Annotated in this window: 13 protein-coding genes; 8 read left to right on the top strand and 5 right to left on the bottom strand. The window is 68.1% G+C overall.

The genetic code is table 11. From position 1 onward, the window contains the following. Positions 1-54 precede the first annotated feature (54 nt). The 5 genes from DB30_RS16590 to DB30_RS16610 all read left to right on the top strand — a co-directional run bounded on the left by DB30_RS16590 (position 55) and on the right by DB30_RS16610 (position 6,671). A complete protein-coding gene (locus tag DB30_RS16590) occupies positions 55-723 on the top strand; it encodes a TetR/AcrR family transcriptional regulator (RefSeq protein WP_146659241.1) in 669 nt (222 codons plus the stop codon). Positions 724-737: 14 nt separating this feature from the next. Continuing rightward, complete coding sequence (locus DB30_RS16595) at positions 738-2,669, top strand: acyl-CoA dehydrogenase family protein (protein WP_052550002.1); 1,932 nt, start codon at positions 738-740, stop codon at positions 2,667-2,669. A 37-nt stretch (positions 2,670-2,706) separates the two neighbouring features. Further along, complete coding sequence (locus DB30_RS16600; RefSeq protein WP_165703805.1) at positions 2,707-3,663, top strand: MaoC family dehydratase; 957 nt, start codon at positions 2,707-2,709, stop codon at positions 3,661-3,663. Between the two features lie 156 nt (positions 3,664-3,819). Next, a complete protein-coding gene (locus DB30_RS16605) occupies positions 3,820-5,286 on the top strand; it encodes a 3-oxoacyl-ACP reductase (RefSeq protein ID WP_052550006.1) in 1,467 nt (488 codons plus the stop codon). Positions 5,287-5,348: 62 nt separating this feature from the next. Next, positions 5,349-6,671, top strand: coding sequence for an acetyl-CoA C-acyltransferase (locus DB30_RS16610; protein ID WP_052550008.1), 1,323 nt, complete (start codon positions 5,349-5,351; stop codon positions 6,669-6,671). Between the two features lie 185 nt (positions 6,672-6,856). Here DB30_RS16610 and DB30_RS16615 read toward each other — a convergent pair whose 3' ends face one another. Together DB30_RS16615 and deoC are read right to left on the bottom strand one after the other, a co-directional pair. Beyond that, positions 6,857-7,210 carry a hypothetical protein gene (locus DB30_RS16615; protein WP_146659245.1) on the bottom strand — a complete coding sequence of 118 codons (354 nt, stop codon included), beginning with the start codon at positions 7,208-7,210 and terminating at the stop codon, positions 6,857-6,859. Positions 7,211-7,254: 44 nt separating this feature from the next. Beyond that, a complete protein-coding gene (gene deoC / locus DB30_RS16620; RefSeq protein ID WP_052550012.1) occupies positions 7,255-7,944 on the bottom strand; it encodes a deoxyribose-phosphate aldolase in 690 nt (229 codons plus the stop codon). 319 nt (positions 7,945-8,263) lie between these two features. Here deoC and DB30_RS16625 point away from each other — a divergent pair, with 319 nt between their 5' ends. Beyond that, on the top strand, positions 8,264-9,010 hold the full coding sequence (locus DB30_RS16625; RefSeq protein ID WP_052550015.1) for a hypothetical protein: 747 nt from the start codon (positions 8,264-8,266) through the stop codon (positions 9,008-9,010). Positions 9,011-9,100: 90 nt separating this feature from the next. On the opposite strand, the gene DB30_RS16630 is transcribed toward DB30_RS16625, so the two are convergent. After that, on the bottom strand, positions 9,101-11,230 hold the full coding sequence (locus DB30_RS16630; protein ID WP_052550017.1) for a hypothetical protein: 2,130 nt from the start codon (positions 11,228-11,230) through the stop codon (positions 9,101-9,103). A 115-nt stretch (positions 11,231-11,345) separates the two neighbouring features. Here DB30_RS16630 and DB30_RS16635 point away from each other — a divergent pair, with 115 nt between their 5' ends. Both DB30_RS16635 and DB30_RS16640 read left to right on the top strand, forming a co-directional pair. Then, entirely contained in the window at positions 11,346-11,594 is a 249-nt protein-coding gene (locus DB30_RS16635; RefSeq protein ID WP_146659247.1) for a PspC domain-containing protein, read from the top strand. A gap of 164 nt (positions 11,595-11,758) precedes the next feature. Continuing rightward, a complete protein-coding gene (locus DB30_RS16640) occupies positions 11,759-12,361 on the top strand; it encodes a hypothetical protein (RefSeq protein WP_146659249.1) in 603 nt (200 codons plus the stop codon). Positions 12,362-12,381: 20 nt separating this feature from the next. On the opposite strand, the gene DB30_RS16645 is transcribed toward DB30_RS16640, so the two are convergent. Together DB30_RS16645 and DB30_RS16650 are read right to left on the bottom strand one after the other, a co-directional pair. Beyond that, positions 12,382-12,984 carry a hypothetical protein gene (locus DB30_RS16645; protein WP_146659251.1) on the bottom strand — a complete coding sequence of 201 codons (603 nt, stop codon included), beginning with the start codon at positions 12,982-12,984 and terminating at the stop codon, positions 12,382-12,384. Positions 12,985-13,000: 16 nt separating this feature from the next. Further along, positions 13,001-13,738, bottom strand: coding sequence for a molybdopterin-dependent oxidoreductase (locus DB30_RS16650; protein ID WP_052550024.1), 738 nt, complete (start codon positions 13,736-13,738; stop codon positions 13,001-13,003). Positions 13,739-13,854 lie beyond the last annotated feature (116 nt).

Consider the following 13,854-nt stretch of genomic DNA (forward strand, 5'->3'; position numbering starts at 1 on the left):
CATTGAATCTGTGACTACCGAGTGGTAGGGAGAATCGCCCTGACCGGTAGTTACATGTCTACCTCCCGTAGCGCACGCGCGGATATCGCGCAACAGATCCTCGACCACGCCCGGCGCTTGTTCGCCGCCCATGGCTTTGACGGCGTCTCGCTCGCCGACATCTCGAAGCGGGTCGGGATCCGCAAGCCCTCGCTGCTGTACCACTACGGCACCAAGGACACCTTGCGCCAGGCGGTGCTCGAGCAGCTGCTCGCCCACTGGAATGACGTGCTGCCCAAGCTGCTGATGGCAGCAACGACCGGCTCGGAGCAGTTCGACGCCGTGCTGTCCAAGACCGTCGCGTTCTTCGCCGAGGATCACGATCGGGCCCGGCTGATCCTGCGCGAGCTGCTGGATCGGCCCACGCAAATGCAGCCGCTGATCGAGCTGCACGTGCGCCCGTGGGTCACGATCGTCTCCAACTACATTCGTCGCGGCCAAGAGCAAGGCCGCGTGCGCTTCGAGGCTGACCCGCAGTCCTACGTGGCCCACATGACGGTCCTGGTGATCGGCAGCCTCGCCACCTTCGAGACCTTGGTCGCGCTCGCGCCCGAGCACGAACCCCGCGAGCTGCTGCTCGAGCGCCACACCGCCGAGCTCCTGCGCATCGCCAAGACCAGCCTGTTTCGTCCGCGTCCTGCGGGCGGCGCGTCCCCAGCCACCGACTCCCCCCACCCCAGCTGAAAGCAGTCACGATCATGGCCAACTTCTTCGACGACAACGACGACCTGCGCTGGTACTTCGACCACGGCCTCGACTGGGATCCGATCGTGCGCCTGGCCGAGTGGAATTTTCAGGCCCAAGACGGCCCAACCAGCGTCGCCGAGGGCGTCGAGACCTACCGCGACTTCGCCAGCATGATCGGCGCGTTCGTGGCCGAAGAGGTCGCCCCCCACTGGGAGCAGCTCGACCGCGAGTCCCCCACCCTCGTCGACGGCGAGGTCGTGCCGGGTGAGCGCATGGGCCTGATCTTCGAGCGCATGAAGCAGCTCGACCTGCACTGGATGGCGCTCCCCCGCGAATTCGGCGGGATGAACAGCGCGCTGATCCTCTACATGATCAGCACCGAGATCCTGTCGCGCGGCGATCAGTCGGTCACGACCCACTTCGGGTTCCACGGCGGCATGGCCATGGCGATGCTGGTGTTCTCGATCCGCGAGGGCAGCTCGGCGTTCGACGCCGATCAGGGCTGCATCACCAGCACCCGCTTTCAAGACTGGATCGAAGAGATCGGCAGCGGCGAGAGCTGGGGCGCGATGGACATCACCGAGCCCGACGCCGGCTCCGACATGGCCGCGCTGCGCTGCGTGGGCGAGGTCGACGAGCACGGCAACTGGTTCGTCAGCGGTCAGAAGATCTTCATCACCTCGGGCCACGCGCGCTTCCACTTCGTGATCGCCCGGACCGAGCAGCCCGAGCTTGGCAGCGAAGACGACGCCTACGCCGGACTCGGCGGTCTGAGCTTCTTCTTGGTCCCCACCTACGAGGACACCCCCGAGGGCCGCAAGCGCTTCGCGACCGTCGACCGGCTCGAAGAGAAGATGGGTCACCACGCCTCGGCGACCTGCGCGATCAGCTTTGATCGCAGCCCCGCGCACCTGCTTGGTCAGCGCGGCGAGGGCTTCAAGTACATGCTCACGCTCATGAACAACGCCCGGATCGGCGTGGGCTTCGAGGCGATCGGCCTGATGGAGGCCGCCTATCGCAAGGCGCTGGCCTACGCCCGCGAGCGCCCGTCCATGGGCAAGACCATCGATCAACACGAGATGATCGCGGACCTGCTCGACGAGATGCGCACCGAGATCCAGGCGACCCGGGCGCTGGCCATGCACGCCGCTTGGCACGAAGAGATCGCAACCAAGCTCGAGCTTGCCCGCGACCACATGCCCGAGCTCGCCCCGGTCCCCGCCGACGAGATCGACGCCGAGATCCGCAGGCACAAGGCCGCGGCACGCCGGGCCACGCCCTTGCTCAAGTACTTCGCTGGCGAGCGCGCCGTCGAGCACGCCCGGCGCTGCGTCCAGATCCACGGCGGCAACGGCTACATCAAGGAATTCGGCGCGGAGAAGCTGCTGCGCGACGCGATGATCCTGCCGATCTACGAGGGCACCAGTCAGATCCAGTCGCTGATGGCGATGAAGGACACCCTGGCCGGGGTCATGAAGGACCCGCAAAAATTCGTGCGCGAGCAAGCCCAAGCCCGCTGGCGCGCGCTCTCGGCCCGCGATCCGCTCGAGCGTCGGGTCGCCAAGCTGCAGGTCATTGCCTACGACGCCACGCAATTGTTGCTGCGCAAGACCGCGACCGACAAGGTCCGCTCGCTGTCGGACAAGCCGATGTCACGCTGGAGCGAGGCGTTCTTGAAGGACTGGAACCCCAAGCGCGACTTCGCCTGGGCCATGCTCCACGCCGAGCGCTTCACCCGGATCCTCGCGGATGTACAGATCGCCGAGATCCTGCTCGCCCAGGCCAAGGCGCACGAGCAGCGGCGCGAGCTGTGTGAGCGCTGGCTCGATCGCGCCGAGCCCCGCGACCGCTTCTTGCTCGACGAGATCACCACCACCGGACGGCGGCTGCTCGCCGAGTTGGCCCGCAAGCGAACTGCAGACGAGCGCGCGGCCGCGGAGTGATCCACACCCAAAGCCACCCCATCACGAGCACATCGACATGGCGTTACCGACCAAGCACATCCGCAGCCAGGGATCCGTGATCGCGTCACTGGGGGCCACGGCGCTCACTGCCATTCGCCGATCCGTGACCGGCTCCAGCCCAGAGGGCCTGCCCGAGCTCCCAGGCCCCGAGCTCCACGCGACCTTGAGCCCACGCCCGCGCGAGCTGATCCGCGACTACGTGCGGTTTTGCGGGGGCGACCCCAGCAGCTACAAGCACACCGTGCCCCCGCACCTGTGGCCGCAGTGGGGCTTCCCGCTCGCGGCCAAGACCCTCGAGCAGATTCCGTATCCGCTGTTCAAGGTGCTCAACGGCGGCTGCCGCGTCGAGGTCAACGGGACCCTCGCCAACGACGAGCCCCTCGAGGTCAGCGCGCGACTGGTCAGCATCGACGAGAACGAGCGCCGCGCCGTGCTCGAGCAGCAGGTCGTGACCGGGACCGCCGCCAACCCCAGGGCGATCGTTGCGACCATGTACGCGATCGTGCCGCTCGGCGGCGGCGGCGGCCGGCGCTCCGGCCAAGCCAAGCCGCAGCCCGACCGGGTCCCGCTCGAGGCCGACGAGCTCGCCCGGTGGAAGCTCGCGCCCGACGCTGGGCTCGCGTTTGCGATGTTGACCGGTGACTTCAACCCGGTTCACTGGCTCGCCCCCTACGCCCGCGCGTTTGGGTTTCGCAACACGATCCTGCATGGCTTCGCGAGCATGGCCATGGCCTGGGAGCGGCTGGTCCGCTCGCGCTACGGCGGGTCGCCCACCGCGATCCACAGCTTCGACGTCAAGTTCACCAAGCCGCTGATCTTGCCGGCCAAGGTCGGCCTGTACTTGCAAAGCACCGATCCCGGCGACTCGAGCGGCGAGCCGGCCCCGGATCGCGTCTGGGTCGCGGCGGCCCCCGGCGCCTCCCCCTACCTCGCCGGCTCGGTCCGCGGCGCAAGGAGTTCGGCCCGATCCTGAGGCCCGATCCTGAGGCCCGGTCGCCGCAGCGCGACGCCTCGCAGCACCCCGAACCACCTTCGACTTCAGTCCTCGACCCCGGCCCGCAGCGACGCACGCGGGGCCGCGTCAGACACCACCGCGGGCACCCCAGCCCGCCGAAGAGACAACCCGATCATGAACGACATCCTGCTGCAACTCGGTAAGAACCCCCAGGCCCGTCGCCTGGTCAAGACCCTTGGCCTCCCGCTCCCGATCCCGCAGGCGCTGGCCCGGGCCAAGGGCCCGATGGAGGAGCGCCCGCTGCATGACTACGAGATCGCAGTTGGCGGCTACGCGGGCGCAGGCGAGTCCGCGCTGATCGAAGTCTTGGCCAAGACGTTGACCCAAGCCGGCGCCACGCCGCTGGTCGTCGGCGACGCCCACATTCCACCGGCCTTCCTCGCCCACGGCGACGCCTGGGGCCGCCCGCCGCGGGGCCTGCTGCTCGACGCGCTGCCCGACAAGCTGCGGCTCGACGCGATGGTCTTCGACGCCACGCAGATCACCGACGCCGCCGGCCTGCGCAGCCTCTACGAGTTCTTCCACCCGCTGGTTCGCAGCCTGCGTAAGTGCGGCCGCGTGGTCCTGCTCGCGCGGCCGCCAGGCTTGGCGCGCAGCCCCGAGGTCGCGGGGGCCCAAGCCGCAATCGAGGGGTTTTGTCGCTCGCTCGGCAAAGAGCTCGGCAAGGCCGGCACCACCGCAAACGTATTGTTTGTAGAGGAGTCCGCCGAGCCGCTGGTCCCCGGCCCGCTGCGCTTCTTGCTGTCCAAGCGCAGCGCGTTCATCTCGGGTCAGCCGCTGCACGTGAGCACGCGAACGCTCGACGACGAGGGCCTCGCCGCGTTCGAGCCAGCGTTCGTGCGCTCGCTCGAGGGCAAGGTCGCGCTGGTCACCGGGGCCGCGCGCGGGATCGGCCGGGCCACCGCCAAGCTGCTCGCCGACGAGGGCGCCCACGTGGTCTGCCTCGATCGCCCGGCGGATGACGAGCTGCTCAGCGCGATCGCCCTGGAGATCGGCGGCACACCGCTGCTCGCCGACGTCAGCGATCCCGAGACCCCGGCCCTGATCGCCAAGACCCTGCGCGAGGATCATGGCGGCGTCGACATCGTCGTTCACAACGCTGGCATCACCCGCGACAAGACCCTCGCGCGGATGTCTCCAGAGCACTGGGATCAGGTGTTCTCGATCAACCTGAACGCGATCGCCCGGATCACCGACGCGCTGATCGCCGACGACGGCCCGCTGCTCGACGACGGCCGCGTGATCGTGCTCAGCTCGATCGCCGGGGTCGCGGGCAACCTGGGCCAGACCAACTACGCCGCGACCAAGGCCGGCGTGATCGGCTACGTCCGCCGGCTCGCCGACGAGCTCGACGGCCGCGGCGTCACCGTCAACGCGATCGCGCCCGGCTTCATCGAGACCCGCCTGACCGCCGCGATCCCCGTGATGATCCGCGAGGTCGGCCGCCGCCTGTCCAGCCTGGGCCAGGGCGGGCTGCCACGCGACATCGGCGACGCGATCACCTTCTTGGCCACGCCCGGCAGCCAGGGCCTCACGGGCAACGTCCTGCGCGTCTGCGGTCAGTCCTTCGTCGGATCCTGACCGTCACCATCGCCCCCCACACCCGCGCCTCCCACCACCCGCGCCCCATCCAGATTTTCGCCATGCCAGTCAGCAAGCAAGACCAACCCAAGCAGCGCGCCGTGATCGTCTCCGGCGTGCGCACCCCCTTCGTCAAGGCCTTCGCCGAGTACCTGCCGCTCGACACCATCGCGCTCGGAGGCGCGGCCGTCTCGGCCCTGCTCAAGCGCACCGAGCTGCCCCGCCGCGAGCTCGACTCGATCGTGTGGGGCGGCGTGATCCTGCCCAGCGCGGCCCCCAACGTTGGCCGCGAGATCGCCCTGGATCTGGGCTTGCCGCCCTCGGTCGAAGCGATGACCTGCACCCGCGCATGCGCCAGCGGGCTGCAGGCGATCACCCTCGCGGTCGCGGCGATCGAGCGCGGCGAGGCCGACGTGGTCATCGCTGGCGGCTCGGACTCGACCTCGAACGCCGAGCTCAAGATCCCCCAGAAGCTCGTCCGCGCCCTCGGCCCCATGATGATGGGTCCGAACAAGGGCAAGGCGACCCCCCGCGACATGCTTGGGGTGCTCAGCCAGCTCATGCCGATCACCGAGATCATGCCCAGGATCCCGCGGATCGTCGAGCGCACGACCGGCGAGCTGATGGGCGAGAGCGCCGAGAAGATGGCGGTCCGCAACGAGATCAGCCGCCAAGCCCAAGACGAGTTCGCGGCCCGCAGCCACCACCGCGCGGCCGAGGCGATCGCCTCGGGTCGGTTCCGCGACGAGATCGCGCCGGTCGAGACCCCCAGTGGCAAGTGGGTCCACCAAGACACGATCGTGCGCGGCGACACCAGCGTAGAGAAGCTCGCCAAGCTGCGTCCGGTGTTCAGCAAGACCGGCAGCCTGACCGCCGGCAACTCGAGCTCACTGACCGACGGCGCCGCCGCGGTGCTGCTGATGAGCGAGGCCAAGGCCAAGGCGCTCGGCTATACGCCGCTCGCCCGGTTCGCGTCGTGGTCCTACGTCGGCTGTGACCCCGCCGATCAGCTGTTGATGGGCCCTGCCCTCGCAATGCCGCAGGCGCTGGCGCGGGCCGGCTACGAGCTCAGCGACATGGAGCTCGTCGACATGCACGAGGCCTTCGCGGCCCAGGTGCTCAGCGTGCTCAGCATGCTCGCCAGCACCAACTTCGCCAACGCCCGGCTCGGCCGCGACAAGGCCGTTGGCGAGATCGACCCGGCGATCCTCAACGTCCACGGCGGCTCGGTCGCCCTCGGTCACCCGTTCGGCGCCACCGGGGCCCGCATGGTCACGACCGTCGCCAACGAGCTGCACTCGACCGGCAAGGCGTTCGCGCTGCTGGGCGTGTGTGCGGCCGGCGGCCTCGGAGCCGCAGCAGTCCTCGAGAACGCCGGGCTGTAGCCCCGAATCAAGCGCTGCGCGCTCGACTCGGGCCTACTATGTCTTCAAGGGGGCTTTCGAAAGCCCCTCGCTTCGGCGGCGGAGCCCCCTTCGCTCACCCCAAACGCTCGCCTGTCGGCTCGTACTAGCCCCAAATCATTCACCTTTTCCAATTCAGCGCTTGATTTGGGTCTAGACGACCCGCCCTATCGGCCCGAGCGCAGCAACGTGGTCATTCGTTGCTTGTGGGCGGTCTCTGCCCACACGCGATCGCGGCCGCGTCCGCGCAAGCGCAGTCGCTTGAGCCGCCGGTTCTCGAACCCAAACACGATCAACGAGCGCAGCGCGTCCTCGCTGGACTCGACCCGCACGTCATCGCGCAGCGAGGCCCACTGCGCCTCCGACAGATTGCGCTTGAACTCGGTCAGCAGCCGCGCGCACTCCCACTCGGTGAACCCGACCTCGGCTCGCTCGCACATGCGTCGAAGCAGCGCGCGCTCACGGTCCGAGCTGCACTTGGGCGGCCGCTCGGAGCGGTCTGCTGGGGGACGCGGGGCCACGGGTGCCCATGCTCGCACAAACCAACACCGGGCGCCCGCGACAGCTATGCAGGCTGCGCGGCGCCCCACTCCGCGAGGATCCGCAGCGAGGCGCTGGCCCCGAGCCGCGAGGCCCCAGCCTCGATCATGCGCCGAGCCGTCGCCGCGTCGCGGATCCCCCCCGACGCCTTGACGCCGATCGTCTCGCCAACCGTCCGCCGCATCACTCGCACCGCTTCGAGGGTCGCCCCACCCGGGCCAAACCCCGTCGAGGTCTTCACGAAGCTCGCTCCACCCGCGACCGCGAGCTCGCACGCCCGGGCGATCATCGCCTGCTCGTCGAGCAGCGCGATCTCCAAGATGACCTTCACGACCCGGCCCTGCCCCGCGTCCACGACCGCGGCGATGTCATCGCGGACCTGCTGCTCGCGCCCATCTAGCAACCAGCCCACGTTCATGACCATGTCGAGCTCGTCCGCCCCGTCGTCGACAGCGACACGCGCCTCCGCGGCCTTGCCCGCGGTCGCGTTGGCGCCCAGCGGAAACCCGATCACCGTGCACACCCGCACCTCACTCCCGTCGAGCTGCTGCTTGGCCCGCGCGGCCCAGCACGGGTTGACGCAGACCGAGAACAACCCGTGGGTCCGCGCTTGTGCGCAGAGCTGATCGATCGCGGCAGCCGTCGCGGTGGGGGCCAACAGCGTGTGATCGATCAGGCGGGCGAGCTCGGCGGCGGCGCGCGGGACGTCGGACATGGGCGAGCTGTCGCATCACCACAGGCCCCATGCAAGCGCAGTTGCAGAACGCAACGTCTCAGCTCGCCACACAATTTTTCGTGGACCCTCCCAAAGCAGGAACGGGAGCAAGAGCAAAAAGTCAGACGAGATCGGCGATCTTTCGATCGCAAGCAGCTCAGGAACATCGAACGATCACAATTCAGAACCACCCACCAACAGCGCGCGAAGCCGAGCCCCGCCCGCGCGGGCGTGGCCCGAGTCACCAGCCGTCCGCGAGTCGAGCCATCATCCAATTCACGTTTGAATCATCGTCATTGGATGGTAATCGAATGACGCGATGTCCTCACGCAAGCCCGGCTCCGTCACTGCGCTCTCCCGCTCCCAAAAATCGCTGGTCAAGCTGGCCCTCACTGGCGCGCTCGCGGGATCGCTGCTGAGCATCGGCGGATGTCACTGGCTGCTGTGGGATGTCGAGCACGGCGAGGACGTGTTCGAGTGGTGCGACGAGGAGTACGAGTCCTGCCTCGAGAACGCCAACACCGACCAGGAAAAGCAGTGGTGCGAGGACGACGTCAAGTACTGCTACGAGTCGTGCGAGGGCGGCTGGGACGACGACGACAACGGCGACGACGGCGAAGACGAGAACACCACCACCGGCGAGGACGAGGGCACCACCGACGGGGGCGATACGGGCGAAGATCCTGGCGTGTGCATCGATCTGTTTGGCAACTGCATCGACAGCGCCAAGACCCTGCAGGATGTCGAAGCCTGCGAAGCCCTCTACGATCAGTGCATTGATCCCGGCGAGTGTCCCGAGTGCGGTGGCTGCCCGGCCAACGAGCTCCAGGCGTGTCTGGGCGACTACGCCGACTGCGCCGAGCTGGCCGACACCCCCGAGAAGGTCGAGCTGTGCGAGGGCGGCTTCGACGCGTGCACGGCCGGCTTCGCCGACGCGTGCCAAGTCGATCAGAACCCCAACCTCGACGCGTGCCTCGACCAGCACCAGCTGTGCATCGCGTGTGCAGACGGCGAGCTGCAGGTCCAAGCCTGCCAAGACGTGTTCGACTCCTGCATGGCGAGCTGAGCTGAAACCAGCTCGCTGCCCTCGGTGAACCAGCCCGGGAATGTCGTCCGCAAGCGGGCGAGAAGCCCTCGCCCGAGCTGAAGCCAGCCACTATTTGGCTTTGGCGGCCCCCGCGTCGAGATCGAGCCGGCGGATCTGATACAGCTCTTCGCGCAGCGAGGAGAGCCGGTTTTGGATGTCCTCGTACTCGGCCCAGTCAGCCCCCTGATCCTCGAACATCAGAAGCCACCGCAGCGGGAGCGCGAGCGGGGTCGAGCTCGAGGCCATCCGCCACTGCGCGTGGACACCTAGGCCGTCCGTGAGCCGATCGATCTGCATGCCCGCGTCGCCGAGATCCGCGGCGAACTCGAGGCCGCGCTCGAATTCCCGCGTCGCCTGCCGACGCTGGTAGGTGTTGAGCTCGCCAACGACCTTCTCTAGCTCCTTGAACTTGCGCTTGAACTCGCGCGAGCGCGGGACCTTGGCGGCCTGCTCGGGGCTGAGCGTGGCGTGGCTGTCGAGGTCGTAGAGCATCGACTCGCCGTCCTGCTCCCACGGGGCGTGGGCGTTGACCAGCGCCAGCCAGATCCAGCGCTGATAGAACCGCAGCGAAGGCGTTGGCGAGGGTCCGCGCAGCGGATGCTTGGGATCCGCGAGCGGCTCGGCCTGCGAGCCCGGACGCGCGTCGCGGATCCGGGCCGCGAACTTGGTGTCGGTGCTCGCGATCAGTCGATCACCGACGATCGAGAGCTGAACCTCGCGCCACTCGGGCGGCCGCAGCACCCAGCCATCGCCGCGCTTGGCCCGGCTCAGCACCCCACCCATCGCCCCCGAGGCGATCGCAGCGTCCAGCAACCGCCGCATCACGTCGGGCTTGGACAGCTGCAGATAGGCCGCGAGCCCGAGGCTCTTGGGGACCTCCGCGAGCCGCTTGGCGTCGGGCTGCTTGGTCTGCGTCAGCACCACCCCGCCGGCGCCGGTCAACGCGGGGACCAGCTCGCCGAGCACGTCGAAGCCCAGCTCCGCGCGCGCCTTGGCGTTGATCGAGGCCAGCGACTCCCCGTCGGCCTTGGCCAGCTGCTCGAGCAGCTGCACGAACACCTGCATGTTCGCGCGCCCGTCAAACGCCATCAGCGGGGGCTCGTCGAGGGCGCGGAACAACGGCGACTCCGCCTCGACGGGCGCGAACAGATCGCGCAGCAGGCTCGCGCCGGGGATCAGCACGCGCCCGTGCGCATCGATACCGTCGCTGTGCAGATCGGCTGCGAACACCGCCGCGCCGATCGGGCTGAACAAGCTCTTGGTCAGCTCGCGCCGATGCAGCTGGGCCACCGCCCGCTCCTGCTCCCACTTTCGCTCCTCTTCGAGGCGCTGCTCGAGCTCGCGCAAGGTCGCCGCCGACTGGCCCGACGCGCGAGCGCGATCGAGCTCCTCTTGGGCATACCGGGTCCCATAGTCGTTGTCGTCCTCGTCACGCTGGATCTGCTGGCGCAGCTCGTTGGGTGCGACAAAAATGAGCCCGTCGTCAGCGCTGACGATCTGCTCGCGCGCCCACGAGAACGACTTGGTCCGGCCCAGGGCCTCACGCGGATCCATGGTTGCGATCGTCGCGGCGTAGTCCCGTGGCGCCCGCTGGGGTTTGTCGACGAAGACCACGCAGGCGACGCCCTCGCGCAACACCACGCTGAGCTCCTCACCAAACCGATACACGTGGGCCGGGCCGATCTCGGCGGACGCGAGGTCCTCGCCGCGCCCGACCATGTCCGCCAAGCGCTCGATGAAGCGCTCGAACGCAGGCTGATCCGAGAGCGTCGCGTAGCCAAAGAAACCCTCGGCTTCGACATCGAGCAGGCCGAAGCCCATGGCGCCGTGAACGTCGAGCCCGACTTGCTGCCACTGGGTTGCGTCGAGCAGATCCACCCCGATCTGCGAGCTCAGCTGGCCGCGCGCGGCTTGAAACTGCGGATACTCGGCAAGCGGCGTCAGCAAGCCCAGGATCGCCTCGGGATCGATCGCCTCGGCGAGCAGCGGCACCTCGGCGGGCAACAGATCCGTCGGCGCCTCGACCGGCAGCGGCTCGGGCCGCTCGCTCACCTCGCCCTGTTTGGGCGCGTCCTCCTTGGTGTCTGTGGGCTGATCGAAGGGCAACTTGCTGGACGGCGTGCGGCAGGCGACGAGCCCGAGCGCGAGCGTGAGCAGCAACGGTCCAGAGGTGAGAGCGGGGCGCTTGGCGAGAGGCATCCGGCCGCGATTCTACCGGGCCCCGCGGCGTTGGGCCCGGCGGGGCTGGACATTGCCGGGAATGAACTCACGCTTGCGCGGCTGGGCCCCCAACTCGAGGCCAGCGAGAGCAGCAATGACCGAAAAACTCTACCGATCCAACAACGAGCGAATGATCCTGGGCGTGTGCGGCGGCATCGCCGAGCGCATGGGATGGGACCCCACGCTGGTCCGCCTCGCCTTCGTCCTGCTGTTCTTCACCGGCCCTGGGTTGATCGCGTATCTCGTCGGCGCGATCGTGATCCCACGCGCGCCACAACTCGGAGCGGGTGAACAGCTGCGCGCGATTCAGCGGTCGGGGTCGCGGTCGTTGGCTCGACGCTGACGCGTCACCCAGGGCCACCACCCCCGCGTGCACGATCCTTCACGCGAAGGTTGCGCGATTTTGCGTCCAATCATCGTAACTACCTGAGATCATGCAGTTACATGATGCGCATTTCGTTGCGCGTATCTTCTGGACGACAGTTGCAGATAGTGTACAGTGGAGCCGTGAGCACTCTTAAACTCGCGTGCGCCCTGTCACTAGGATCTTTGGTTGTACTCGTTGGTGGGTTTGCCGTTGGCTCCGAGGTGTGGGCTGGCGGTCTGCATGACCGTGACCTCCCGGTCCCTGCGGTCGTCAATCAAGACACGCTCGAACACGCGCGCGCCTTCGATGGCGATTTTGTGTTCGACGGCGGCCAAAAACAGCGAGATGGCGTCACGGCAGCGATCGAGACCTCGGTCGCCGCGCTCAACCCCATGGTCCGCAAGCTCGGGCGTCAGCGCTTGCAACAGAGCAACCCGATCCTGAAAAACCTCTCGATCCGCGTCGACGACGAGTCGGTGGCGATCTTGTTCGACGGGGACGGACACCGGGCCAAGCTGGACGGCACGCCTCACAAGACCGAGTCCGCGCACGGCGACAAGGTCAAGGTCAGCCATCGCATGCGCGGGACCAAGCTGGTGGAGCTGCTCGACGGGGTCGGCGGCGACCGCCACAACGAGTTCAAGCTCAGCGCCGACGGCAGCCGCCTGACCATCAAGGTCAAGATCATCTCGTCGCAGCTCCCGGTGCCGGTCGAGTACGACCTCACCTACAAGCGCAAGTGAGCGCCCCGCTAGAGTCGGGACTAAGGGCCGCCGGACAGCACCACGTACCCAATCGGGATCGCGGCGCCCGCCAGCACCAAGATCCAGCCGCGCCCCGCCATGCCCTTCTTGCCCGGCAGCATCAGCATCCCCGAGCTGGCTAGAAACAACAGCAACAGCGCGTAGCCATCGGCGACCACTGTCCAGGCTTGCTTGCCGCGGTTGAGGTGCAGCCAGTTGGCCAGGCGCAGCAGCGGACGCTGGTGCTGGCCGCGATCGAGGATCGTCATCTTCGCGCCGTCGACGAACAGCGATCGGTCTTCCAGCTGGATCTCGAGCTCTTGCTCGTACAAGAACACGTCGCTTGGTTGCTCCTCGATCCCAAGCTGCGCGAGCACCATCCGCGCGGCCTCCTGTTCGTCTTCGGGCAGCGGCGCTGCGAGCACATGCGTGGTTTCGAACTGGGTGTAGTTGGGATCCCAATCCTCGATATGGTTCACCGCCAGCCCCGAGCACGCGTAGACAAAGGTCAGCCCCACGACGAGGTAGCCAAGATCTCGATGCAGTGAGCGCAGCCGGGGGCGCCAGCGTACGGGTTTGCGCTCGCGCGCGGGTTGATCTGCGGGGCGTGTCTCGTCGGCCATGGGTCTGGCCATCATCTCATCCGTAGCGTTGTTCCAGCCACGGATCGGCGCGGTTGTGATAGCCGCGGACCTCCCAGAAGCCAGGCTCGTCACGCTCGACGAAGCGAACGCCCTCGAGCCACTTCGCGCTCTTCCAAAAGTAGAGGTGCGGGATCAGGGCGCGCGCGGGCGCGCCATTTTGGCTGGCCAGGGACTCGCCTTCGTAGCGATGGGCCACGAGCGAGTCATCGGCGAGCGCATCATCTAGCGGAACGTTGGCCGTATACCCGTGCGCGGCCTCGAGGATCACATGGCGGGCCGTGGGCCGGACCTGGGCGCGGGCGGCCAGCTCGGCCAAGCGCACACCTTGCCAGCGGGCACCGAGCCGCGACCACCCCGTGACACAGTGAACATCGAGATCGAGCTCCACCTGGGGCAGCGACAAGAGCTCGGTGAAGTCGATCTCGAACGGCGCATCGACGGCGCCATGAACCCGCAGACGAAACGCCGACTTGCGGATGTCGCCGCGGCTCCCCCCCATTGGCTTGAGCTGCTCGATGACCTTTTGCCCGGGCGGCAGTCGGGCGCGGCCGTCCGGCAACCGCTCGCGCCGCGCGGCCTTGGTCTGCTCGTCCGGGGCCAAGAAGTAGTAGCCACCGAGCGCCGCGATCGTGGTCCCAGCTGCGGCCAGCTTGATGAAGCGCCGCCGATCTTCCCGGCGTTGGGCCGCCTGGGTCTGCTCGTCGAGGAGTCCGCTTCGCCTGGTCGCGCTCATGATCGATCGACCCTACTCCACGGGGCTACGGCCGCGCGGAGCCACCGGTTACGCGTTGCACCGTCCGCCCCAGCCCTCCACGGGCGCGATCGAGCCATCACGCACGCGGGCCCACC

This window comes from Enhygromyxa salina (assembly GCF_000737335.2).
GTDB lineage: Bacteria > Myxococcota_A > Polyangia > Nannocystales > Nannocystaceae > Plesiocystis > Plesiocystis salina_C.

Bases quoted from the DNA above. Each gene is read 5' to 3' on its own strand.
- DB30_RS16650 (WP_052550024.1), bottom strand. From the start codon at position 13,738: ATGAGCGCGACCAGGCGAAGCGGACTCCTCGACGAGCAGACCCAGGCG.
- DB30_RS16590 (WP_146659241.1), top strand. From the start codon at position 55: ATGTCTACCTCCCGTAGCGCACGCGCGGATATCGCGCAACAGATCCTC.
- DB30_RS16635 (WP_146659247.1), top strand. From the start codon at position 11,346: ATGACCGAAAAACTCTACCGATCCAACAACGAGCGAATGATCCTGGGC.
- DB30_RS16595 (WP_052550002.1), top strand. From the start codon at position 738: ATGGCCAACTTCTTCGACGACAACGACGACCTGCGCTGGTACTTCGAC.
- DB30_RS16610 (WP_052550008.1), top strand. From the start codon at position 5,349: ATGCCAGTCAGCAAGCAAGACCAACCCAAGCAGCGCGCCGTGATCGTC.
- DB30_RS16630 (WP_052550017.1), bottom strand. From the start codon at position 11,230: ATGCCTCTCGCCAAGCGCCCCGCTCTCACCTCTGGACCGTTGCTGCTC.
- DB30_RS16605 (WP_052550006.1), top strand. From the start codon at position 3,820: ATGAACGACATCCTGCTGCAACTCGGTAAGAACCCCCAGGCCCGTCGC.
- DB30_RS16625 (WP_052550015.1), top strand. From the start codon at position 8,264: ATGTCCTCACGCAAGCCCGGCTCCGTCACTGCGCTCTCCCGCTCCCAA.
- DB30_RS16645 (WP_146659251.1), bottom strand. From the start codon at position 12,984: ATGGCCGACGAGACACGCCCCGCAGATCAACCCGCGCGCGAGCGCAAA.
- deoC (WP_052550012.1), bottom strand. From the start codon at position 7,944: ATGTCCGACGTCCCGCGCGCCGCCGCCGAGCTCGCCCGCCTGATCGAT.
- DB30_RS16600 (WP_165703805.1), top strand. From the start codon at position 2,707: ATGGCGTTACCGACCAAGCACATCCGCAGCCAGGGATCCGTGATCGCG.